Annotated in this window: 9 protein-coding genes; 5 read left to right on the top strand and 4 right to left on the bottom strand. The window is 69.1% G+C overall.

The annotated features are described in order from the left end of the window. Window positions 1-192: 192 nt before the first annotated feature. Window positions 193-378 (top strand): carbon storage regulator, encoded by a 186-nt coding sequence (locus OEJ36_RS06840; RefSeq protein ID WP_021219945.1) that lies wholly within the window; start codon window positions 193-195, stop codon window positions 376-378. 165 nt (window positions 379-543) lie between these two features. After that, window positions 544-1,746, top strand: coding sequence for a sensor domain-containing diguanylate cyclase (locus OEJ36_RS06835; RefSeq protein ID WP_263400867.1), 1,203 nt, complete (start codon window positions 544-546; stop codon window positions 1,744-1,746). 12 nt (window positions 1,747-1,758) lie between these two features. On the opposite strand, the gene OEJ36_RS06830 is transcribed toward OEJ36_RS06835, so the two are convergent. Beyond that, complete coding sequence (locus tag OEJ36_RS06830) at window positions 1,759-3,090, bottom strand: PLP-dependent aminotransferase family protein (protein ID WP_263400866.1); 1,332 nt, start codon at window positions 3,088-3,090, stop codon at window positions 1,759-1,761. Window positions 3,091-3,212: 122 nt separating this feature from the next. Between OEJ36_RS06830 and OEJ36_RS06825 the strand changes: the two genes are divergently transcribed. The 3 genes from OEJ36_RS06825 (at window position 3,213) to OEJ36_RS06815 (ending at window position 5,523) form a co-directional block, all read left to right on the top strand. Next, complete coding sequence (locus OEJ36_RS06825) at window positions 3,213-4,109, top strand: DMT family transporter (RefSeq protein ID WP_263400865.1); 897 nt, start codon at window positions 3,213-3,215, stop codon at window positions 4,107-4,109. Window positions 4,110-4,272: 163 nt separating this feature from the next. Continuing rightward, complete coding sequence (locus OEJ36_RS06820; protein ID WP_263400864.1) at window positions 4,273-4,845, top strand: cysteine dioxygenase family protein; 573 nt, start codon at window positions 4,273-4,275, stop codon at window positions 4,843-4,845. Window positions 4,846-4,965: 120 nt separating this feature from the next. After that, the gene (locus tag OEJ36_RS06815; protein ID WP_043246372.1) at window positions 4,966-5,523 is read left to right on the top strand and encodes a prolyl hydroxylase family protein; all 558 of its coding nucleotides are present in this window, start codon (window positions 4,966-4,968) and stop codon (window positions 5,521-5,523) included. An 89-nt stretch (window positions 5,524-5,612) separates the two neighbouring features. Here the strand turns inward: OEJ36_RS06815 and OEJ36_RS06810 are convergent, their stop codons facing one another. The 3 genes from OEJ36_RS06810 to OEJ36_RS06795 are packed head-to-tail and all read right to left on the bottom strand — an operon-like array spanning window position 5,613 to window position 24,324. Beyond that, on the bottom strand, window positions 5,613-7,022 hold the full coding sequence (locus tag OEJ36_RS06810) for an HlyD family type I secretion periplasmic adaptor subunit (RefSeq protein ID WP_263400863.1): 1,410 nt from the start codon (window positions 7,020-7,022) through the stop codon (window positions 5,613-5,615). Then, window positions 7,015-8,700, bottom strand: a complete 1,686-nt coding sequence (locus tag OEJ36_RS06805) for an ATP-binding cassette domain-containing protein (protein WP_263400862.1) — start codon at window positions 8,698-8,700, stop codon at window positions 7,015-7,017. Before OEJ36_RS06805 ends, OEJ36_RS06810 begins: the two co-directional genes overlap by 8 nt. 60 nt (window positions 8,701-8,760) lie before the next feature. Next, window positions 8,761-24,324, bottom strand: a complete 15,564-nt coding sequence (locus tag OEJ36_RS06795) for a Calx-beta domain-containing protein (protein ID WP_317891565.1) — start codon at window positions 24,322-24,324, stop codon at window positions 8,761-8,763. Window positions 24,325-24,391: the final 67 nt, after the last annotated feature.

Raw genomic sequence — 24,391 nt, 5'->3', positions numbered from 1 at the left:
GTGCGCATTATAGGGATCCGAAACGGCACGTCAACACTTTATTGAAATCTTTTCGCAAGACCGCCCTGGAGTGCGACAGCCACCGCTTCCTGACACGCCAGGCAGCCGATTCACTGAACCGATGGCCGCCAAACCACTCAAAGCCCGGAACCGTTTGCCAACCCGGCACAGCCATATAGAAGAGGAGCCTCCATGCAGGAGCTGACATTCGAAGTCGGTGAACACTTCCAGATCGGTGACGGCATCGTCGTCAGAGTGATTGCCACCCAGGGCTCGCAGACCAAGCTGGGCATCGAAGCCCCGCGGAATGTCGCCGTCCACCGCGAAGAGATCTACGAGCGCATCTGCAAGGAGCGCCAGCAGCTGAGCACCTGCTGAGCTACGCCTTATCTATATATAGAGGGGATGGAGATGGCAGCGAGCCCTCCACCCCGCCATCCCTAGCGCGCCACAGGCAGCCGCATCAGCACGCGAGCGCTCTACAGCCGCCCTGCCATAATGGCGTCATCCAGGCTCAATCCCACGCGCCGAGCGCAACCTCCGATGCTGCTGAACGACCCCGTCACCCTGCTCCTGATCATCACGCCGTTCGGCCTCATGACGATGCTGCTCCTCTGCCTGTCCTACGTCGGCCTGGGCAAGGGCAATTCATCGCTGCACTGGTGGATAGCCGGGGACCTGCTCCTGGCCACCTACCGCCTCGTCGCCCTGATGCAACCGGGCATCCCCGCCGGCGCGCTGTCCTGGCTCGGTCTGTTCCCGCCAGCGGTGGCCTTCGTCGCCGGCACCGCGCTGTTGTTGATGGCCATCGGCAGCCACACCCTCGCCCTCTATCACCTGATGGAGCGCAGCGACAGTCGCGGCTGGCACCTGAAGATCGGTTTCGGCCCCGCCCTGCTCTACGGCGTCGTCGCGGTGATCGTCCTGCACGGCAGCTACATCATCCCGTGGTTCTCGCTGGCCATCAGCCTGACCATCGCCCTGCAGCTGAACATCACCCTCCAGCTGCGCAAGCGCTATCGCGGCGCCTGGGGCCTGCTCGCCGGGCAGTCCGCGCTGATCCTCTTCCACGGCTGGACGCTGATCGTGCTGACCCTGCACCCGATCCCGCCGCTGCCCTTCGACCGCCCCGACCTGCCCTCCATCAACGCGCTGTTCATGGACTTCATGGTCTCGTTCCTGTTCACCCTCAGCTACGCGTTGATGCTCCAGGAGCAACTGCGCCAGCACGTGCAGCAACTGAGCATCACCGACACCCTGACCGGCGCCCTCAACCGCCGCGGTGCCGCCCCCATCCTCGACCGGGAATGGGCCCAGGCCGCCGAGCAACGCAGCCCCATGGCCGTCGCCATGATCGACATCGACCACTTCAAGACGATCAACGACCAGTACGGCCATGCCGCCGGTGACGCCGCCCTGCAGGCCTTCTCCGATACGGTCAACCGTCTCAAGCGCCAGAGCGACATCTTCGTGCGCTGGGGCGGCGAGGAATTTCTCCTGCTCTTCCCCAATACCGATATCCAGCAGGCGCAGAACTTCATGGCCCGCCTGCGCGACACCCTCAGGCGCGACCCCGTCTCCCCCACCCTGCCCTTGCACATCGGCTTCAGCGCCGGCCTGGCCGACAGCGGCACCATTGGCAGCGAGCCACAGTTCGAAGCCCTGCTCAAAGCGGTGGACAAGGCCCTCTACCGCGCCAAGCGCCAGCGCGATCGGGTAGAGCTGGTGGAAACCGTCGACCTCTGAAGCGCCCTTCCTTTATAGATGCGCCTCCACCACCGACTTCACCCGCGCCAACGCCCCCCGCAGCACCGGCATTTCCACCGAGCCCAGCGCCAGCCGCAACGCGTGGGGCACCTGGATGGATATGGCGAAAGGCTCGGCGGTCGAGACCGATATCTGCTCGCGCATCAGCGCCATCGCCACCTGATCGGCACGGGCATCCTCCGATAGCGGCAACCAGAGGAAATACGAATCGGCATGACACACCACCGGCAACCCCGCCAGCAATTCACCGGCCAGTGCCTGCCTGGCCCGGGCATCCTCGCGTTTCTGCGCTTCCAGCCGGGCCACGGTGCCGTCCTCCACCCAGCCACAGGCAATTGCCGTCAGTACCCCCGCCGTATTCCAGGCGGTCGCACGGATGGTGCGCTCCAGTGCCGGCACCAGGGATGCAGGCGCCGCCATGAAACCAACACGTAATCCCGTCGCCACGCTTTTCGAGAACCCCGAGACATAGATCGTCCGCTCCGCCGCCAATGCCGCAACAGGAGCAGGCGCCCCCTCGGCGAGAAAGGCATAGGCCGCGTCCTCGATGATGCGCAGTTCATGGCGCCGCGCGATCGCCACCAGTTGCTCCCGCTGCTCGATCGGCATCACCCAGCCCAGCGGGTTGTGCAGCGTCGGCATGGTGTAGAGCACACGCACCGGCCGTTCCCGGCAAAGCCTTTCCAGTGCAACGAGATCCGGCCCCGCCGCACTGCTGGGAATGGCCACCAACTCCACCCGAAGCGCCTCCGCCAGCACCTTGAAGCCCGGATAGGTCAGGGCGTCCGCCGCCACCACATCGCCCGGCTGCAGCAGCGCCATCATCGCCACTGCCAGCCCATGCTGGGCGCCGTTGACGATCAGCACCTGCTGCGCCGCCAGCTCCAGCCCCCGGCTAACAAGGTGACGGGCCATCACCGCGCGCTCGTGCAGGCGCCCACCATGGGGTTGATAGCGCAGCAGCGCTTCCAGGTCCCCACTCAGCGCCAACTGGCGCAGTGCCGTGCGCAACAGCTCTGCCTGCCCCGGTACCGAGGGGTAGTTGAAATTGAGATCGATCATCCCGGCCTCGACGTTCTGCTGATCCACCCCCAGCCCGGGCGGCAGCGACACCTCCCTGACGAAGGTTCCACGCCCCGTCTCCCCGCTCACCAGGCCCATCGCCTCCAGTTCCGCATAGACGCGGGACGCGGTGACCAGCGCCAACCCCTGCTCAGCCGCCAATTGGCGATGGGTCGGCAGGCGCGTACCCGGCGGCAAGCGCCCGGAGCGGATATCAGCGGCGAAGGCATCGACCAGGGCCTTGTAGCGGGAACGTGGCATCAGATGTATCCATGACAATATTTTGATTGTGCTGATTCTTGGTCATAGCATCCGCCCCACGCAAGCCGGCCGAGCGCCGCAGCGAACCGACCCTTCAGAACCAGCACGGACAGCGAGCCACCATGAAAGCAGCCCTCCCCAACACCCCGACGCTCGCCGCCTCCTCCGCCAGCGGCTGGATCAACGGCTTCATCGGCGTGCTCATCTTCAGCGGCTCGCTGCCCGCCACACGCTTCGCCGTGCAGGAACTTGACCCCACCTTCCTCACCGTCGCCCGCGCCAGCATCGCCGGCCTCCTCGCCCTGTGCCTGCTGCTGGCATCCGGCGAGCGGCGCCCCACCCGCCAACAGTTACTGCCCCTGGCCGTCGTCGCGCTGGGCGTCGTGCTCGGTTTCCCCCTGCTCACCGCACTGGCCCTGCAATACGTCACCTCCGCCCATTCCATCGTCTTCCTCGGCCTGCTGCCCCTGGCCACCGCCCTATTCGGCGTGGTGCGCGGCGGGGAACGTCCAGCTGCCGCCTTCTGGGCCTTTTCGATACTGGGCAGCCTGCTGGTGGTCGGCTTCGCCCTCTCCCAGGGGCTCACCGCGTCGCCCAAGGGGGATCTGCTGATGCTCCTGGCCATCGTCGTCTGCGGGCTCGGCTATGCCGAAGGCGCCAAGCTGTCGAGAGCGCTGGGTGGCTGGCAGGTGATCTGCTGGGCACTGGTCCTGTCATTGCCGATCATGGCCATCGCCACCCTGATGTACCTGCCACCGTCCCTGGCCACGGTCAGCCTGCCCACCTGGCTCAGCCTCGGCTACGTCTCGCTGTTCAGCATGCTCATCGGCTTCGTCTTCTGGTACCGCGGGCTCGCCCAGGGCGGCATCGCCGCCGTCGGCCAGCTGCAACTGCTACAGCCCTTCTTCGGCCTGGCACTGGCGGCCGGCTTGCTGCACGAAGACGTCAGCCCCGCCATGCTCGGCGTCACCCTGGCGGTCATCCTCTGCGTCGCCGGCGCACGCCGTTTCGCTCGCTGACCGCCCGTCCCGGCGCGCCACGGCAGCCGCGCGCAAACCGTCTACAGTCAGTGCGGAGGCGATTCCGGCGACCCCGGCATCGCCATGACCCTGCCCTCGCCCACCGGCGAAACAGCATCGGCCTCAGCCACGAGCTGAGCGCAACCACTGGAAGGTGCCGCACATGCCGAAGTCCGTATTGAACTGGTTCATCGAACACGCCACCGAATTGAGTCACCAGCAACCCGCCCCCTGCGACTGCGTCGCCGCCCTCGCACCCTGCATGGCCGAGCTGATCCACAACGCCCCCGGTTTCCTCGAGCCCGAGCATTACCGCAGCGACCCGACGCACTACGCGCGCAACCTCATCCACCGCTCGGCCAACGACGACCTCTCGCTCTACGCCCTGGTGTGGATGCCCGGCCAATGGACGCCGGTGCACGACCACGGCAGCTGGGGCGTGGTCGGTATCGTCGAAGGCGTGCTCGAGGAGCGCAGCTACATCTGCATGAACAGCGAGCGCAACCGCGACGAGGGCATCGAGCTCGCCCGCGGCGGCGTCATCCTCCTGCCCAGCGGCGCCGTCACCAGCTTCGTGCCCGACCCCGACCACATCCACATCACCGGCGTGCCCGTCGAACGCCCACGCGCCGTCAGCCTGCATCTCTATGGTCGGCTGATGCACAATTTCCATATCTACGATGTGGCCAGCGGTACCCGGCAGCTCACCGAGGTCGAGCACAACGCATCGCACTAGAGTCCGTCACAGCCTCCGCATCCGCGTCTCGACAGCCACGCCGCCGCGCCCTAGCATCCGCCGGCGGCTCACGGCCGCGCGGTTCAGGGACGAGGGGCCAGGCCCCGGCAAGGACAGGACATGGAAAAGACCGACTTCGGCATCGCCCGCTTTCTCATCCACGGCTTTCTTACCCGTGAGGAATGCCAGGCCCACATTCGCATGAGCGAAGCCATGGGCTACGAGGAGGCGGCCATCCAGATGCGCGACGGCGCGCATGAGATCCACAAGAACATCCGCAACAACGACCGCATCCTCTTCGACGACCCGGCGCTGGCCAGCCAGTTGCTGGAGCGCGCGCGTCCCTGGCTGCCGGCCTGCCTGGACAACGAATGGGAACTGCTGGGGCTCAACGAACGCTTCCGCTTCTACCGCTACACGCCCGAGCAGTACTTCAAGTGGCACCGCGACGGTTTCTACCGCCGCAGCCAGGACGAGATCAGCCAGCTGACCTTCCTGCTCTACCTCAACGACGACTACGAAGGCGGCGAGACCCAGTTCCGTGGCGAAGACAGCATCCGCCCCGAGGCCGGCATGCTGCTGGTCTTCCCCCACCCGATCATGCACCAGGGCGCGCCCATCACCGCCGGGGTGAAGTACGTGCTGCGCAGCGACGTGATGTACCGCCGCCTGCCCTGATCACCAAAGGACACAACCGCCGTAGGGTGGGCTTCAGCCCACCACTCCGCCCCTGGAGACCGAACACCCCAGGGGATCGTCCCGTCCCATCACGGCTCGCTGAACGACCGGTGCATGCCATCGGTGAGCGGCCCGGCGATGTAGTTGAACAGCGAGCGCTCGCCGGTGAGGATCGCCACGCTCACCGGCACGCCCGGCAGCAACGGGTAGCGAGTGCCGCGGTGGACGAAGGCGTCCTGGTTCGGGCGGATGCGCACGCGGTAATACGGCACCTTCTGCTCGTCGAGCACCGAATCCGGGCTGATGTCCACCACCTCGCCATCGATGGGCTGGAAGCCCCGGGCGATGGAGGACACCAGCTGGATGCGCGCCTGCTGGCCGAGGTTGACCATGCCGATGTCGCCCACCGGCAGGCGGGTCTCGATCGTCAGCGGCTCGTCCGCCGGCACCAGGGTCATCAGGGTGCCGCCGGGCTGGATCACGCCGCCCTCGGTGACCACCTGCAAGGTCATCACCACGCCCTCGATGGGCGAACGCACCACCTGCCGCTCGCGGCTGTCGGAGAACTTGCGCAGGCGCTCCTGCAGCTCGGTGATCTGCCGGCGTGCTTCGGCCAATTCCTTCTGCAGCTCTTCGTTACCGCCGGAATCCAGCGAGGTCAGCGCCGCCTGCTCCTGGCGCTGGGCGGCCAATACGCGGCCCAGGGACGCCTGGGTTTCCTGCAGGGTGCCGCGCAGCTGCTCCTCGTCCTTGAGCAGCTCCAGGTGCTCGTAGCGGTTGGCCAGGCCTTCCTTCATCAGCTTCTCGCTGATAGCGATCTGTTGCCGCAGCAGCTTGAGCTTGGCGCTGAGGTGAGCGCTACGGGCCTTCAGCTCCTTCTCCTCGGCATCACGCTGGAGGATCTTCTGCTGCTGCTCCTCGTAGCGGCTGCCCAGGCGGCTCTTCTGGGCGATGAACAGGTCGCGGTTGACCTTCACCTGCTCGGGGTAGTCCTTGGCCAGTTCCTCCGGCACCTGCATCTCGTCGGCCCCGGCCAGCTGGGCCTCCAGGCGGAGGGCGCGGATGCGCAGCGAGCTCAGCAGCGCCTCGGTCTCGCGGCCTTCGGAAAGGGTCGAGACGCGCTCCACCTCCGCCAGCGGCTCACCGGCCGCCACGCGCTGGCCCTCGCGCACCAGGATGCGGCGGACGATGCCGCCCTCCAGGTGCTGCACCAGCTTGGTCTGCCCCATCGAGGCCACCTCGCCGGTGGAATGGCTGGCGATGTCCAGGGTGAACAGCGCCGACCACAGCAGCAACGCGCCCAGCAACAGTGCCAGCAAGCGGATGGTCAGGCGGCTGCCCAGCAGCTCGTCGCCGGGCAATGCATCGCCCTGGGCGGGCAGGAAGACACCCACCAGGCGGCGCAGCAACGGGTTGTTCTCGAAGGTGCCCAGCAGACGGTCGGCGGCGCGGCCAAGACGGGTCGGCTGGTCGTCCAGGGGCAGGCTCTGTTCAGACATGGCTGGCTCCTGCGCGAGCGGGCTCGCGGGCGGGTTCACGCAGCACGCGGGGCACCGGCTTGTGGTTGAGGTCGATCACCGCATCGGCGGCCCCGAGGATGAAGGGCTCGTTGCTCATCATCACCAGGGTGCGGCCCTCCCGGGCCAGGCGGCTGAGCAGCGCGGCGATGGCCTTGCAGCCCTCGGCGTCGACGCCCTCGGTGGGGTCGTCCAGCACCACCAGGCGCCCCTCCCCCAGCACCGCGCGCACCAGCGCCAGGCGCCGGCGGATGCCCAGCGGAATGTTCGCGCCGCCGTTGCGCAGGGCCAGGCCCAGGCCTTCGGCGCCGCCTTCGACGAAGGCGCCCACGGCCAGCTCGCGGCACAGCTCCAGCACGCGCGCGTCCGGGGTTTCCGGTGCCAGCACGCAGAGGTTCTCGCGCAGGGTGCCGTCGAAGAACTGCGGCTCCTGGGGCAGGTAGGCCACCTGCCGGCGCCACCATTGCGGGTCGGCCTGGCGCAGGTCCATGCCGTCCACCAGCAGGTGCCCGCGCAGGGGTTCCAGCAGGCCCACCAGCAGCCGCGCCATGGTGGTCTTGCCGCTGCCGTTGGCGCCGGTGAAGGCCAGCACCTTGCCGGCTTCCAGCTGGTAGTCGAAGTGCTCCAGCACCGGCACCGCCTGCCTGGGATAGGAAAACGCCACGTCCTCGAAGCGCAGGGCACCCTGCATCTGCCCCAGGCGCACACCCTCGGCACGCTCGCGGGGGATGGCGCAGAGCTGGCGCACCAGGTCCAGGGCACGCTGGCCACGGCCGATCTGCTCACCCAGGCCCAAGGCCCGGGTCAGCGCCGCCAGGGCACGGCTGGCGAGGATGTTGCAGCCGATCAGCGAACCCACATCGAGGTTGCCCGCCAGTACCTGGCGGGCGCCCAGGCCCATGATCACCATGCCGAGGATCAGCGTCCCGGCGTAGCTGGCGTTCTGCATGGTGTTCTGCAGGCGGTTGAGCTGCGCGCGCTGCTCGGCCTGGTCGTCGGCGCAGGCGCGCCACTTTTCCTTCAGCGCATCGGCCGCCGAGAAGGCGCGGACCATCTCGCCACCGGCGGTGAGGTTGTGCTGGTAGCCGGCCATCTGGATGGCGATGCGGCTCTGTGCCTCCATCGGCTCGCGCAGGCGGCGCTGGGCCAGCAGCGAGACCAGCGCCACACCGGCCATCACCAGCAGGGTCATGCCGGCGAGGAAGGGGCTGAGCATGCCCAGCACCACCACGAAGACGAAGGCGAAGGGCGTGTCCAGCAGGGTCACCAGGTTCGGCGCGCCGAAGCACTGCTGCACCGTGCTCTGCCCGGAAAGAATCTCGCGCCGGGCGCTGTGGGGCAGTTGCTCCACCAGCGCGTACTGGCCACGGGCGCTGCTCTCGAACAGGGTCTCGCCCAGCTCGGTGTCGGCGCGGGCGCACAGCCACTGGGCCACCCGCAGGCGGGCGTTGCGCAGCAGCACCTCGAAGCCCACCGCCAGCAGTGCGCCCAGGGTCAGGGTCAGCAGGGTGGCGTCCACCCCCAGGGCCAGGTAGCGGTTGAGCACGTGGATGCTGTACAGCGAGCTGGCCAGGCCGAGCAGGTTGATCAACAGCGAGGACAGCAGCAATTCCAGGCGGAGCCTGGGCTGCAGGGCGATGCGGCGGAGAAACTCGTTCATCTCGGTACTACTCGGTAAAAGCGGAAATCCCCTCCGCGTTGCAGCGCGGAGGGGATCGGGTCACACCGTGTGAGGTTGGATCACGTCCTGTGGCAGGTTGTGGGCATCGGGTTGGTTGGCCAGCTCGGCCAGGGCGACAAGTCCACTGCCGTCCGTGCCGCTGGCGGTGTCGGCGTCGTAGTACAGCCGGGTGACGTCGCCGTTGGAGATCAGGAAGAAGGCCGAGCCACTGTGGTGGCCGCTGCCACTGATCATCGCCTCCAGCTCGTCGAGCTGGCCGTTGCTGCCGGTGCCGAACTGGAACTGCCCCGAGGCGAAGCTCACCCGGTACACGTCGGCATCGCCTTGGGCCGCGAGCTTGGCCAGGGTGTCCATCACATCGCCGGTGAAGGCCTGGGACACCGAGGTCAGGTTGCTCAGCCCACCGAAGGCCGTCGGGTCGAAGGTCAGGTGATCGACGCCGGCCTGGAAGTCGAGGATCGCGTCCATGCCATCGCCCGGCGAGGTGTAGTGGAAGCGGTCCGCGCCAGCGCCACCGCGCAGCACGTCCGCACCGCTGCCACCCACCAGCAGGTCGTCGCCATCGCCACCGTCGAGCACGTCGCTGCCGGCCCCGCCGAACAGGCGGTCGTTGCCGCCCAGGCCGGCCAGGTTGTCGGCGCCCGCGGTGCCGGTGAGCAGGTCGGCACCAGCACCGGCGACATCGTCGTTGCGCAGGGTCACGTCCTTGCTGATCAGCACATAGGGGCTGTTGGCCGCCGAGCGCAGGACGATGGACATCAGCTCATCGGCCTCCACCGCGCGGTCGCCGTTCACCGAGAAGCTGAAGCTCGCGGTGGTGCTGCCGGCGGCGAAGGTCACGCTGCCGGAAGGCCAGGCGCCGCCGAAGTCGTCGGCATCCACGCCCTGGCCGGCGCCCGGTTGCAGGCTCCAGTAGAAGGTCTCGGCGCTGGCGGACGGGTTACGAGTCACCTGGTAGGTCACCAGGGTGGCACCCACGTTGCCCTCCAGCACGCTATCCGGGCCACTGATGCCCAGGCCCAGGTCGTCGTCACGGATGGTCCCGCCGAGGCTGGTGGAACCGCCGGCGATAGCCGGGTGGCTGAAGGTCAGGGTGAAGGACTCATCGCCCTCGCGCAGGGAGTCACCACGGATCGGCAGGCTGAACACCATCTCCGAGACGCCAGCGGCCAGGGTGACGGTGCCGGTCAGCGGCACGGTGAAGTCGTTGGCGTCCACCGCACCGGCAATGCTGTAGGTGAGGGTCAGCGCCGTGTTGTCCGGGCCCGCCCGCAGGATGCGGTAGGTCAGCGGCGTGGTGGTACCGGGGCCGCCTTCCAGGCGGCTGCTGTCCATGGCCAGCACGGTCAGGGCCACGTCATCGCCCTGGATGGTGGCGCGGGCGCTGCCCTGCAGCGGGTTGACGCTGCTGCCACCGCCGCTGCTGGAGAGCTGCACGGTGAACTGCTCATCGGACTCGCCGATGTCATCGCCGTACACCGCCACTTCCAGCACCTTGCTGGTCTCGCCGGCGGCGAACTGCAGCACGCCGCCGGGCAGCACGCCGCCGACGAAGTCGGCCGCATTCGCCGGTGCCGAGCCGCTGCCGGCCACCGACCAGTCGATGCTAGCCGCCGAGCTGGTGTCGCCGCTGCGGGTCACGGTGAAGCGGAAGATGGTGGTCGCCCCGCCGTTGCCTTCCGCCAGCACGCTGTCCACCACGCGGATGGCGAACTGGTTGTCGTCGTTGACGATGGTGCCGCTGGCGCGGTCGTTGATCAGGTCGATGCCCTGCGGGCCGCTGAGCACCACCTCGAAGCCCTGGTCCGGGCCGAGCACGTCGTCGCCCTGCACGCGGATGACGATGTCCTTGTAGGTCTCGCCGTCGGCGAACACCAGCGAGCCCGAAGGCAGCACGCCGCCGACGAAGCTGCCGGCATTGGCCGGGTAGGTGCCTGCGCCCTTCAGCGCCCAGTCGACGCTGACGCTGCCGTTGCTGTCGCCCACCCGCTCCACGCGGTAGACGAACTCGGTCACCTGGCCCTGGTTGCCCTCGTCCTGGCGATCACTGCCGAGCACCGCGATGCTCAGGCCACGGTCGTCGTTGAGGATGGTGACGCTGGCCTCGCCGGTGAGGATGGTCGCCCCCTCGGCGTCGCTGAGCACCACGGAGAAGGTCTCGTCGCGCTCGCCCAGGGTGTCGGCATCCACGTAGACGGTGATGGTCTTGGTGGTCTCGCCGGCGCCGAAGGCCACCACGCCGCTGAGGAAGATGCCGCCGAAGTCCTCGGCGTTGACCGGGTTGGCGCCGCTGGGCACCAGGTCCCAGAGCACGCTGGCCGGGCCGGAGAGGTCGCCGCCACGGGTCACGGTGAAGGTCACCGCGGTCTGCTGGCCGTCGCTGCCTTCCACCACCTGGGCGGCGTCGGCGGCGATCCACAGCACCGGGTCGTCGTTGAGCACCACCGACTCCACCGGGCCGGTGGTGATGGTGGAGCCGTAGCTGGGGTTCTCCAGCCACACCTGGAAGCTTTCGTCCTCCTCGCCCAGCTCGTCGCCGCGCACGGCCACGGTGAAGGTCTTGCTGGTCTCGCCGTCGGCGAAGTGCACGGTGCCGCTGAGGGCGGCGAACTCGGCGTCGCTGAGGGCGTGGGTGCCCACCCCGGCGGCGCGCCAGTCGACGCTGGCGGCGCCCACCGAGCTGCCGCTGCGGTCGATGCGGAAGGTGAACAGGGTCAGGCCGTCGTCGCCTTCCACCGCTTCGCGGGTCACCGCGCTCAGGGCGAGGCTGTCGTCGTCGTTGCGAATGGTGCCGACCTGGCCGTTGCCGACGATATCGGCGTTGGCGCTGGGGTTGGACAGCTGCAGGGTGAACTGCTCGTCGCCCTCGTCCAGGCCATCGCCCAGCACATCGATGTAGATGTCCTTGTGGGTCTCGCCGGCGGCGAACACCAGCTGGCCGCTGGGCAGCACGCCACCCGGGAAGTCGGCGGCGCTGGCGCTGCCGGCCTGCACGGCCCAGTCAACGCGGGTCTCGCCGCGGGAGTCGCCGCTGCGGGTCACGGTGAAGTGCAGGCGGCCCGGGGTGCCGGCGTCGCCTTCGTAGGCCTGGGCGGTGACGCTGGCCAGGGTCAGGTCGACGTCGTCGTTGCGGATGGTGCCGGCGGCACTGGAGGCGGCCGGGTCGATGCTGCTGCCGGCGCCCGGCTGGTACAGCTCGACGCTGAAGCCTTCGTCCAGCTCCACGTCGCGGTCGCTGCGCACCGGAATGCTCAGCACCATCTCGCTCTGGCCGTCGGCGAAGGTCAGGGTGCCGCTGGTGACGCTGAAGTCGCTGGCGTCGGTGCCGCCGTGGACGATGCGCCAGTTCACGGTGGACGTCCCTTCGGTGCTGCCGGTACGGGTCACGGTGAAGGTCAGCGCGGTGCCCTCGCTGGCATCGGCGGCGCGCGGGGCGATGGCGAACAGGTCGTCATCGTTGCGGATCACCGCGTCCACCTGCTGGTTGGCGAAGGTGTGGCTGAGGCTATCGCTGGGCGCCTGCAGGCTGAGGGTAAAGCCCTCGTCCGCTTCCAGACGGCTGTCGCCGGCGACCCAGACGATCACGGTCTGGCTCATCTGGCCCTCGGCGAAGGTCAGCTCGCCGAAGGGCAGCTGGCCGCCGACGAAGTCGTCCGCCGAGGCCGGGTTGGCGCCACTGCCGGTGACGCTCCAGGCCAGGCTGGTGGCCAGGCCGCTGCCGCTGCGGGTGACCAGGAAGCTGTAGCCGGTGGAGCCGCTGTCGCCTTCCACCGGGGTGGCGACCACGGCGAGGTTCCACTGCACGTCGTCGCTGACGATGGTGCCGGTGGCACTGCCCACCTTGATGTCGGTGCCGGCGGAGGCGTTGCCCAGCACCACCTGGAAGGACTCGTCGCCCTCCAGGGTGCGGTCGCCGAGCACCACGATGCTGATGGTCTGGCTGGCCGCGTCGCCCGAGGCGAAGCTCAGGCTGCCGCTGGGCAGCACGCCGCCGAGGAAGTCGGCGGCATCGGCCAGGCCTTGCAGGCTCCAGTCGAGGCTGGTGGCGCGGTCGAGGTTGCCGCTGCGGCTGACGGTGAAGGTGTAGACGGTCTGCACGCCGTCGTGGCCTTCGACGTGGCGCGCGTCGGTGGCGACCAGGGTCACCGAAACATCGTCGTTGACGATGGTGGCGTCCGCCGTGGCATGGGTGAAGACCACGCCGTCGGCGCTGTTCAGGCTGAGGCGGAAGTCCTCGTTGGCCTCGCCGCTGTAGTCGCCACGCACCGGTACGCGGATGGTCAGCTGCTCCTGGCCGGCGGCGAAGGTGACGCTGCCGCTGGTGGCGAGGAAGTCATCCGCCGACGCCGGGTTGGCGCCGATGCCGGCGACGCTCCAGTTGATGGTCTCGGTGCCGCTGAGCTTGCCGCTGCGGGTGAGCACGAAGTCGAACCAGGTGGTCTGGCCGTCGTCGCCTTCCGCCTGGGCGGCCGGGGCGGCGACGTCGATCACCACGTCGTCGGCGCGGATCAGGCCATCGGCGCTGGCCTGGCCGATCACCAGGCCGCTGGACGGGTTGCTCAGCACCAGGCTGAAGCCCTCGTCGCCCTCGGCCAGCAGGTCGCCACGCACGTTGACGGTGAGGGTGACGCTGGCCTGGCCGGCCGGCAGCACCAGCGAGCCGGAAGGCAGCACGCCCAAGGCGAAGTCGCTGCCATCGGCCGGGTGCGCGCCGCTGCCCACCACCGCCCAATCGACGGTCTTGGCCTGATCCAGCGAGCCGGTGCGGGTGATGGTGAAGGTAAAGGCGGTGGTGCCGCTGTTGCCTTCGGCCTTGCTCGCGTCGGTGGCGGCGATGCTGATGCTGGCGTCGTCGTTGAGGATGGTGCTGCTGGCGCTGCCGGTCTGGATCTGCGCGCCGCTGGCGTTGCCCAGCACCACGTTGAAGGCCTCGTCGCCTTCCACCAGGGTGTCGCCGTTCACCAGCACGGTGATGGTCTTGCTCGACTCGCCGTCGGCGAACATCAGGCTGCCGCTGGGCAGGCCGGCGTTGTCACCCAGCAGGTCGGCGCTGCCGAAGTCCGCCGCGTTGGCCGCACTGGAGCCCAGGCGCCAGGCCACCGAGGCACTGCCGCTGGTATCGCCGGTGCGGGTCACGGTGAAGGTGAAGGCGGTGGTGCCGCCCTGCCCTTCGCCACGGCTGACCTGGTCGGCGCTGATGTTGAAGGCCGCGTCGTCGTTGAGGATGGTGCCCTGCGCCGTGCCCTGGGCGATGGTGTCGCCGGCGGTGCCGGAGCCCAGGCTGATCTGCACGCTGTAGGTCTCGTCGACCTCGGCCACGGCGTCCTGGCTGGACTGGATGCTGATGGTCTTGGTCAGCTCGCCCGGGGCGAAGATCACCAGGCCTGACATCGCCTGGCCATTCAGGTCCGCCGCATCTGCGGTGCCGTTGAGCAGGATCTGCCAGCCGATGGCCTGGTTCTGCTCGGTGCTGTGGCTGCGGGTGATGACGAAGGTCTGCGCCTGGCCCTCACTGGTGGCCCCCTGCAGCGGCGCGATGGAGAAGGTCGCGTCGTCGTTGCGGATGGTGCCGGTGGCGGTGGTGCGGATCGGGTCGCTGATGTCGCCGCTGAAGCCGCCGAGGACGATGCGGAACTGCTCCACCTGCTCGGGCGTGACGTCGCCGACCACGGTCACGCTGATGGTCTTGCTGGTCTCGCCGGCGGCGAAGCTCAGGCTGCCGCTGGTGGCGCCGCTGAAGTCGGCGGCGCTGGTGGTGTCGTGCAGCAGCGACCAGCTCATGGACGAGGCGCCGGTGGTCACGCCGGAGCGGGTGACGGTGAAGGTCAGCACCTGGTTGGCGTCGCTCTCGGTAATCGAGGCGTCGGCGATGCTGATGCCGGTGTCGTCGTTGGTGATGGTCAGGGTCGAGCTGTTCTGCGACAGGCTGCGGGTCACGCCCGGGCCGTTGAGGGTCTCCTCGTAGAACACCACGCGGAAGGTCTCGTTGGCCTCCACCGTACCGTCGCCGCGCACGGAGAAGGTGATGGTGCCGGTGGTGACGCCATCGGCGAAGCCCAGGGTGCCGCTGGGCAGCACGCCGCCGGTGAAGTCGGAGGCATCCGCCGCATTGCCGCCGATGCCTTCCACGCGCCACTTCACCGTGCCGGAGCCGCTGTAGCCGCTGCGCACCACGTTCAGCGAGAAGGTCGCGGACTGGCCGGCGCCGCTTTCCGCCAGGCTGCTGGAAACAGGGGTGATGCTGTAGGCGGTGTCGGCATCGTAGAGGGTACCGGCGACATCCATGCTGGTGGCGGTGCTGGCCACGGAGGCGTCGCTGCCGAAGCGCACGGTGGAGCCGGTGGTGTCGCCCGGCGCGCTGAGGCGCAGGGTGAAGCCCTCGGTGCTCTCGATGCTGCCGTCGAGCTTGAGCAGGTTGGCCAGGGAGATGACGTAGCTGCTCTGCCCGCCGACGAGGGTGAAGCTGCCGCTGGTGCTGACGAAGTCGGCGCTGCCGGCGGTGCCGCTGACCAGGGTGTAGTTCAGCGTCACGTCGTTATCCAGACGGCCGGAACGCGAAATGGAGACGTTCAGCGGCTGGCCTTCGTAGCCGGCGACGCTCGGGGTGGCGTTGCCGAAGCCACCCACCCACAGGCGGATGTCGTCGTTGCGCAGGGTGGTGCTGGCGCTGGCCTGGCCCGGGTCGATGTTGGTGGGGCCGTACTCGTCACGGTAGGTGCCGTTGATCAGGCCGTTGTTGTAGGCGGTCAGCGGGTCCAGCAGGGTCAGGGTGAGGCCGGTGTCCGGCTCGATCACGGTGTCGCCACCGAAGGTCACGGTCACCTGCTTGCTGGTCTCGCCGGCGGCGAAGCTGACCACGCCGTAGGTGGTGTTGTAGTAGGGCGAGGTGGACCAGACGGTGTTGCCACCGTAGCCACTCACCTGGCCGCCGTTGGCGCCACCCCAGTTGATGTTGTTGCCGACGATCTGCCAGGCCACGGAGCTGGCGTAGTCGATGCTGCCGCCGGGCTGCACGGTGCGGGTGATGGTGAAGGTCACGCTGGTGCTGGCGGCGCTGCCCTCGAACACCTGGGTGGCGCCGGCGCTGACGCCCAGCAGCGCGGCCGGCTCGTCGTCGTACACGCGGCCGGTGGCGCTGGAACCGATGGAGGGCGTCTCGATGTCGCCGCTCAGGTTCTGCGGGTTGCTCAGCACCAGGGTGGCTTCCTCGCGCCAGGTCTCGGCGAGGCCATCGTTGATCGTGCGCAGGCTGATGGTCTTGCTCAGCTCGCCGTCCAGGTAGGTGAAGCTGCCGCTGAGGGTGCGGGTGCCGGCGTTCCACGACAGGCCCGGGTTGTTGGCCAGGATCCAGTCCATGTCCAGGTCGGCGGGGTCGAGCTTGTACCAGGTGCTGCGGGTGTTGTTGGTCTCGTTGCTGCTCTCGGAACCGCCCAGCTGGATGGACCAGTCCACCGAATCCGAGCCGCGCTGGTCGCCGCTGCGGGTGATGGTGTAGACGAGGTCCTGCCCTTCGTTGACGTGCTGGACGCTGGCGTCGAAGCGGGTGTCGTCGTTCTGCAGCACCACGTGGTTGTTGACGTAGCCGGGGTTGGCGGTGGAGCCGCTCTGGATGCTGCTGCCCGGGCTGGCCTGGGTCAGGTAGAGGCGGAAGGCCTCGTCCTGCTCGCCGGCATCGTCCACCTTGGTGCGGATGGTGACGTAGGCCACCGACTGGCCATCGACGAACTCCACGCGGCCGGAGGGCACGGTGTCGTTCCAGAAGTCGGCGGCGCCGGTGGAGGTGTAGCCGCTGACGCTGGTCTGCACCGCCCAGTCCACCCAGGCGGTGCCGGCGGTGGAAACGGTGCGGTACACGGCGAAGGTGTGCTCGATGTAGCCATCGGCCGCGCTGCCGCCGTCGGCCAGGGTGTCACCCTCGGCGCGGGTGCGGCCGGTGGTCGGGGTGTCCTGGATGTAGAACTCCGCCTCGTCGCGCTGGATCTCGCCGAACAGGTACACGCCGCTGGCGCTGGTGTTGGTCTGCAGCGTGGTGTCGCTGGTGTAGATGTTCTGGCTGCCGGTCTGCGGCGCCACCAGCTCGTCGATGCCGCCGCCGTTGCTGAACAGCACCTTGAACCACTGGTCGTCCTCCACCGTGTCGTCGCCGCGCACGGTGAGGGTGATGGTCTTGCTGGTCTCGCCACTGGCGAAGGCCACGGTGCCCGACGGCAGGGTGCCGCCATTGAAGTCGGCACTGTCGGCCGACCACTCCCAGCGGCCACTGCCGTATTCCCAGATGTCCTGGCCGGTGGTGCTCCAGTTGACGGTGGAGGTCTTGGCCAGGTCGCCGCTGCGGGTCAGGGTGATGGTGTAGGTGGTGTTCTCGCCGGCCACTTTCTCGGCCTGGCGCGCCTGGACCCACTCGACGGTGACCCGGGTGTCGTCGTTGGCGATGGTGCTCTGGTAGCTGCCATTGGCGCCGATGGAGGTGCCGCTGCTGGCACCGCTGAGCACCAGGTTGAAGCGCTCGTTGCCCTCGACGCTGCCCACGCCGGTGTCGCCGTAGGCGTAGACGGTGATGGTCTTGCTGCTCTCGCCGGCGGCGAAGCTCAGGGTGCCGGAGGGCGTCAGGTAAGCCGCGCCGTTGGTGAAGTCGGCGGAGTTGGTGTCCAGGTGCTGGACGCTCCAGTTCACCGTGCTGGCCTGGTCCAGGTTGCCGGTGCGGGTCACGGTGTAGGTGAAGGGCGCACCGGTGCCGTGGGCGCCGTCGCCCTCGCTGCGGCTGGTGGTGCCGGCGGTGATGTTCAGCTCGGCGTCGTCGTTGCGCACGGTGCCGGTGGCGCTGCCGGTGGTGATCTCGGTGCCGGCGGAGGCGTTCTCCAGCACCAGCTTGAGCACCTCGTTGGCCTCCAGCTTGCTGTCGGCGGCGATGCGCACGGTGATGGTCTTGCTGCTCTCGTTGGCGGCGAAGTTGAGGGTGCCGTAGGGGATGCCGTTGCCGTCCAGGGTCACGCCGCCGGGCTGGCTGCCGTAGAAGTCGGCGCCGTCCACGGAGCCGGCGACGCTCGGGTCGACGCGCCACTGCACGCTGCTGGCCTGGTTCAGGTAGCCGCCACGGCTGACGCTGAAGGTGAACTCCACGTAGTCGCTGTTGCCCTCGCCCTTGTCCGCCGACAGCGCGCTGATGCTCAGGGTGGCGTCGTCGTTGGTCAGGGTGGTGGTGGCGCTGGCGGTGCCGATCACGCTGTTGGCCGGCGGGTTGGACAGGGTCACGGTGACCGCTTCGTCACCCTCGTACACCGAGTCGCCCTTGACGCGGATGACCACGGTGGCGGTGGCCTGGCCATCGGTGAAGCTGACGGTGCCGGTGCTGCCCTGGCCGGCGCCGAGGTCGGCGGCGTCGAGGCCACCGCTCAGGGTCCAGGTCAGGTCGCGGCTGCCGGCGAGGGAGCCGCTGCGGGTCACGGTGAAGCTCACCAGGCGCTCGCCGCTGTTGCCTTCGGCCAGGCTCGCGGCGTCGGCGACGATGGCGAAGCTGGCGTCGTCGTTGAGGATGCGCGTGCTGGCGCTGCCCTGCCCCGCTTCGACGGTGCCGCCCTGCGGGTTGAACAGTTCCACCTGCAGCAGCTCGTCGGCCTCCACCAGGTTGTCGCCGCGTACGCGGATGGTGATGGTCTGGGTGTCGCTGCCGTTGGCGGTGAAGCTCACGGTGCCGCTGGGCAGGCCGCCGTTGTTGCCGTTGCCGTCCTGGCCACTGGCGAAGTCGCTGGTGTCCAGGCCGGTGGCGCTCTTCAGGCGCCACTGCACGGTGCCGGCGGCCGTGCTCAGGCCGCTGCGGGTGACGGTGAAGGTGATGTCGGTGAAGGCACCCTGGGTGCCCTCGGCCTGGGCCGCCGGGGCGCTGATGCTGAAGTTGGTGTCGTCGTCCTGCACGGTGGTGGTGGCGGTGGCGCCGGTCACCAGGCCCGCGCTGGGGTTGCTCAGGGTCAGGGTGAAGGCCTCGCTGCCCTCCACGCGGCTGTCGCCGACCAGCTCGAAGCTGACGGTGAGCTCGGACTGGCCCGGGGCAAAGGTCAGGGTGCCGCTGGGCAGGCCGCCCAGGGTGTCGCTGGCGTCGCCGCCATTGGCGCCGCTGACGGCGTAGTCGACCGTGGCGCTGCCGGACAGCTCGCCGCTGCGCACGATGCGGTAGATCACGGTCTGGCTGCCGCCGGTGCCCTCGCTGACGGAGGCACGCTCGGCGACCACGGCGAAGCCCTGGTCGTCGTTGCGGATCACGCCTTCGGCGCTGCCGTCCACCACGTTCTGCGGGGTGCCGTCGCCCAGGCGGGCGTTGCCCAGGTTGACGCTGAAGGTCTCGTCGGCCTCCACCTGCAGGTCGCCCTTGACCAGGATGGTCAGGGTCTTGCTGGCCTCGCCGGCGGCGAAGCTCAGGGTGCCGGTGCTGGCGTCGAAGTCGGCGGCATTGGCGATGCCGGCCAGGGACCAGTCCACCAGCGCGGCCGAGCCCAGGTCGCCGGCGCGGGTCACGGTGAAGGTGAAGGCGGTGGTGCCGCTGTGGCCTTCGGCCTTGTCGGCGGCGAGCGGGCTGATGGAGAAGCCCAGGTCGTCGTTGTCGATGCGGCTGTCGGCGCTGCCGACGGTCAGTTCGGTGTTGCCGTCGCGGGCCTCCAGGCTGACGCCGAAGGTCTCGTCCAGTTCGATGTGGCCGTCGCCGGACACGCGCACGGTGACCTGGGCGCTGGTCTGGCCCTCGGCGAACTGCAGGGTGCCGGACGGCAGGCCGCCGTTTGCGCCCAGGGCGTCCTGGCCGCTGATGAAGTCGGCGAGGCTGGCGGCGTCGACGCCCTGCCCCACCGCCACCTTCCAGTCGACGCTGGTGGCGCGCAGGTCGCCGGCGCGGGTCACGGTGAAGGTGAAGCTGCGCTCCTGGCCGGCGTCGCCTTCGCTGGCGCTGGCCTGGTCGGCGACGATGGACAGGCCGACGTCGTCATTGCGCACCAGGGTGCTGGCGCTGCCGGTGAGCAGCTGGGTCTGGTCGTGGGCGGGGTTCTCCGCCGGGTTGCCCAGGATCAGGGTGAGGGTCTCGTCGCTTTCCAGCACGGCGTCGCCGGCCAGGGTCAGCTCGATCACCTTGGAGGTCTCGCCGGCGGCGAACTGCACCAGGCCGTTGAGGGCGGTACCGGCGGCGAAGTCGTCGGCCTGCAGGCCGCTGGCGGTCCAGGTCACGCTGACCGGGCCGGACAGGTCGCCGCTGCGGGTGACGGTGAAGCGCAGCACCTGGGTCTCGCCCGTGGCGCCTTCGGCCACCGCGGCCTGCTGCGCCTGGATGCTGATGCCGACGTCGTCGGAAACGATGCTGCCCTGGGCCTGGCCGGTGAGGATCTCGGCGTGGCCGCTGGCATTGCCCAGGGTGACGGTGAAGGCCTCGTCGCCCTCGACGTCACGGTCGCCGCGCACGGCGACCTGGATCACCTTGCTGGTCTCGCCCGGGGCGAAGGTCAGGGTGCCGGCCGGCAGCACGCCGCCGGCGAAGTCGGCCGCATCCACCTGGCCGGAGAGGCTCCAGTCCACGGTGGTGGTGCCGCTGGTGACGCCGGAACGGGTCACGGTGAATTCATGGATGACAGTGCCATTGTCGCCTTCCACCAGACCGCTGCGGGTGGTGGCGATGGCCAGACCGGTGTCGTCGTTGGTGACAGTGGCCGATGCCGAGGCGGTGCCCAGGCTGGAGCCGGTGGAGGGGTCGTAAAGCTCCACGCGCAGGCCTTCGCTGGCCTCCAGGCGGTAGTCGCCGGCCACCTGCAGGGTGATGGTCTTGCTGGTGTCGCCGTTGGCGAAGTTGAGGATGCCGCCAGGCAGCACGCCACCGACGAAGTCGGCACCGTCCACCGGGTTGCCACCCTCGCCCACCACACGCCAGGCCACGCTGCCGGTGCCACCGAGGTAGCCGCTGCGGCTGACCACGAAGCTCAGCGCGGCCACCTGGCCGTCGCCGCCTTCGCTGACGCTGCTGGCCTGGGCCTGGATGGCGAACTGCTGGTCATCGTTGAGCAGTTGGCCGTTGATGCTGCCGTTGGCCACCGTGGCGCCGGGGTTCGGCGTGCCGAGGCTGAGGACGAAGCTCTCGTCGCCTTCGAGCTGGGAGTCGGTGGCGATGTGCAGGACGATCTCCATGCGATCGACGCCCGCGGCGAAGACCAGGGTGCCGCTGGGCAGCACGCCGCCGACGAAGTCGCTGCCGTCCACGCCGTTGAGGGCGCCGGGGGCAAGGCTCCAGGTGATGGTGTCGCTGCCGGCGAGGTCGCCGCTGCGCTCGACCACGTAGCGCAGCTCATGGGTGCCGCCGCTGCCTTCGAAGCGGTCGGCCTGGGACAGCAGGTTGAACACCACGTCGTCGTTGCGGATCACCCCGGTGGCCTGGCCGACGGAGATCTCGGCGCCGGCGCTGGGGTTGCTCAGCAGCACCTGGAAGGTCTCGTTGGCTTCCAGCTGGTTGTCCGGGGACAACGGCAGGGTCACCACCAGGCTCTGCACACCACGGCCGAACTCCAGGGTGCCGCTGAAGGCGGTGCCGGAGAGGAAGTCGGCGATGCTGGCGGAGTCGGAGTCGTTGCCGAACACCACGCGCCAGTCGACGCTGACGCTCTGGGTCAGGTCGCCCTGGCGCTGCACGGTGAAGTTGAGCTGGCGCGGGGTGTCGCTGTTGCCTTCGGCGGCGGTCAGGCCGCTGCCGTCGAGAGTCAGGCGCGCGTCGTCGTTGATCAGGCTGCCGGTGGCGCGGTCCTGGATCACGGTCATGCCCGGGGTGCTGGTGGCGATCACCACCTGCAGGCCCTCGGTGGGCTCGTACTGGCTGTCCGGGCTGGGGCTGAAGCGGATCACCGCACTGCTCTGGCCGGCGGCGAATTCGATGGTGCCGGACGGCAGGGTGCCGCCGAAGTCGGCCGCGTTCACCGGGTTGTTGCCGTAGCCCTGCACGTGCCACTGCACGGTGCCCGGCAGCGACAGCTCGCCGCTGCGGGTGACCACGAATTCCAGCACCGGCGCAGCGCTGGTGCCTTCGCGGACGTTGGCGGTACGCGCGGTGATGGACACCGCCTGGTCGTCCGGGTCGATGCTGGCCAGGGCCGCGCCGACGTCGATCTGGCTGTTGGCGTCCTGGGCCTGCAGGGCCACGGTGTAGCTCTCGGTGCCCTCGATCAGGCTGTCACCGTTGAGGCGCACATAGATGACCTTGCTGCTCTCGCCGGCGGCGAACTGCACCACACCGCTCATGGGCTGGTCGGCGGCGAAGTCGTTGACGTCGGCCGGCAGCTCGCCGTAGCCGGCGATCTGGTAGCCGATCTGCCCGGCACCGCTGGTGTTGCCGGTGCGGGTGATGACGAAGGCCTGCACGCCACCGGTGCCGTTGCCCTCGGTGGTGGACGCGGTCAGCGCCTCGATGCTGTAGGTGGATTCGTCGGTGCGGATGGTGCCGTAGGCCTCGCCGTTGATGACCTGCACGCCGGCCGGCGGGTTGTGCAGCACGATGCCGAAGGTCTCGTCGGTTTCCGCCAGGTTGTCGCCCTTGACCCAGACGGTGACCAGCTTCTGGGTCTCGTTGGCGGCGAAGGTGACGCTGCCGCTGGGCATGCCATCGGCCATGCCCAGTTGGTTCTGCCCGGCGATGAAGTCGTTGGCGTCGGCAGCGTGGGCGCCGACCCGTACGAAGCGCCAGTCGATGGTGAGGTCCTGGCCCAGCAGCTCGGAGCGGGTCACCAGGAAGGTGATCGCGGTCTGCTGGCCCTGGCCACCCTCGACCACATCCATGGTCACGCCGCGCAGGCTGACGCCGGTGTCGTCGTTGACGATCTGGGTGCTGGCGCTGCCGCCGGAAACCCGCAGGTTGCTCTGGTCGCTCTGCAGGCTGACGGTGAGGGTCTCGTCGTCCTCGACGTCACGGTCGCCGCGAACGGTGAGGACGATCTCGCGGCTGGTCTCGCCGGCGGCGAACTCCAGGGTGCCGCCGCTGATGCCTTCGACCAGGTCGTCGGCGTCGACGCCGCTGACCGACCAGCGCACCGAACCGCTGCTCTGGGCGTCGGTACGGGTGACGGTGAAGCTGACGGTGGTGGTGGTGCCGCTATCGCCCTCGGTGACCTGCGCCTGGTTGGCGCGGATGGACACCAGGCCGTCGTCGTTGACCACGGTGGTGCTGGCGCTGGCGGTGCCCAGGGTGAGGTTGGCGCTGGGGTTGCCCAGGGTCACCGTGAGCACTTCGCTGGGTTCCACCACGCGGTCGCCCAGCAGCGGGATGGTGATGGTCTTGCTCACCTCGCCGACGCCGAAGGTCAGGGTGCCGAAGGGCAGCGGGCCGCCGATGTCGGCCGCGTCCAGGCCGCTGGCGCTCCAGTCGACGGTGGCGGCGGCACGGCCGTTGTCACGGGTGACGACGAAGGTCTGCAGCTGCTGGTCGCCCTCGTCGCCTTCGAGCACCTGCAGGCGGGTGGCGACGACGCTGACGGTGGCTTCGTTGTCGAGAATCTGGGTGCTGGCGCTGGCCTGGCCGCCGAGCTGGCTGCCGGCGCTGGGGCCGCTGAGGGTGACGGTGGCGGTGCGGTCGCCCTGGGCGAAGTAGTCACCGGGCACCTCGATGCGGATCTCCTGGGTCATCTGCCCTTCGGCGAAGGACAGCAGGCCGCCGGGCAGGTTGCCACCGAACAGGGCCGGGTCCAGGCCATCGAGGTTCCACTGCACCTGGCTGGCGCCGGTGCCGCCGCTGCGGCTGACGGTGAAGACCAGCACCAGGGTGTCGCCGTCGTCGCTTTCCAGCACCTCGGGGGCACCGGCGACGCTGAGCACCGAGACCGGCTCGCTGGTTTCGCCACGCAGGGTGGGCGCGGGAGTCGGCTCGAAGCCTCCCTGCACTTCGCTGTTGGTGCCGGCGGACAGGCTGCTGCCGATGCCGGTGTCGCCGCGCAGGTTGGGGAACACGCCAAGGCCGCCACCGGCGACGCCGGAGGTGCCCTGGCTGGCCGCACCGGTGCCGATGCCGGAGCTGACGCCGCCGAGCAGGCCCGGGCCCATGCCGTCGAGGTTGAGCATGGCCAGTTCCGGCGGTACGCCGGGCGGCAGCATGCCGCTGCCGGTGGCGTCACCGGTGAGCGCAGCCTGCTCGGGGCGGAAGGTCACGGCCTGCTGGTCGAGGCCGATATCCTGGCCGAACAGGCCGGTGATCTCGGGGCGGTAGGTGCTGTCGAAGGGCGCGGGGCCGGGAATGGTCGAGCCGTCCGGCTGGCCGGGCAACTGAGTCGCCTCCAGGGCCTGGACGCCATCGTGGCGCTCGGCCGCAGCGTCCGGTTGAGCCGGGAACTGGGCATCCGCGAGCCAGCCCTTGACCCAGGCGCTGGCGTCCACCGCGCCGTTGCCGGCGACGGCGGCGTTGGCCTGGGCCGCCATGGCCTGGCGCAGGGCCGCGGCCATCTGCAGCGGGATGCCGGCGGCCAGGAGCATGTCGTGCATGGTCTGCAGGGCCTGCTCCAGCGAGGTGACCTCGGCGGGCGCATGGCCGGTCAGGAAGTCCGTCACCACCTGAACGGCACGTACCAGGGTTTCGATCTGCGCGCTCGTCAATTCAGCCATCTCGGCTACTCCTGCGGATGCTGTTTACAGCCTGTACTGGGAAAACGCGCACGCACCCGGAACAGGT

The organism is Pseudomonas sp. PDM13, from assembly GCF_025685765.1.
Classification (GTDB): Bacteria; Pseudomonadota; Gammaproteobacteria; order Pseudomonadales; family Pseudomonadaceae; genus Metapseudomonas; species Metapseudomonas solani.
This window is presented reverse-complemented; position numbering and strand designations above follow the sequence as displayed.

Bases quoted from the DNA above. Each gene is read 5' to 3' on its own strand.
- OEJ36_RS06840 (WP_021219945.1), top strand. From the start codon at position 193: ATGCAGGAGCTGACATTCGAAGTCGGTGAACACTTCCAGATCGGTGAC.
- OEJ36_RS06835 (WP_263400867.1), top strand. From the start codon at position 544: ATGCTGCTGAACGACCCCGTCACCCTGCTCCTGATCATCACGCCGTTC.
- OEJ36_RS06830 (WP_263400866.1), bottom strand. From the start codon at position 3,090: ATGCCACGTTCCCGCTACAAGGCCCTGGTCGATGCCTTCGCCGCTGAT.
- OEJ36_RS06825 (WP_263400865.1), top strand. From the start codon at position 3,213: ATGAAAGCAGCCCTCCCCAACACCCCGACGCTCGCCGCCTCCTCCGCC.
- OEJ36_RS06820 (WP_263400864.1), top strand. From the start codon at position 4,273: ATGCCGAAGTCCGTATTGAACTGGTTCATCGAACACGCCACCGAATTG.
- OEJ36_RS06815 (WP_043246372.1), top strand. From the start codon at position 4,966: ATGGAAAAGACCGACTTCGGCATCGCCCGCTTTCTCATCCACGGCTTT.
- OEJ36_RS06810 (WP_263400863.1), bottom strand. From the start codon at position 7,022: ATGTCTGAACAGAGCCTGCCCCTGGACGACCAGCCGACCCGTCTTGGC.
- OEJ36_RS06805 (WP_263400862.1), bottom strand. From the start codon at position 8,700: ATGAACGAGTTTCTCCGCCGCATCGCCCTGCAGCCCAGGCTCCGCCTG.
- OEJ36_RS06795 (WP_317891565.1), bottom strand. From the start codon at position 24,324: ATGGCTGAATTGACGAGCGCGCAGATCGAAACCCTGGTACGTGCCGTT.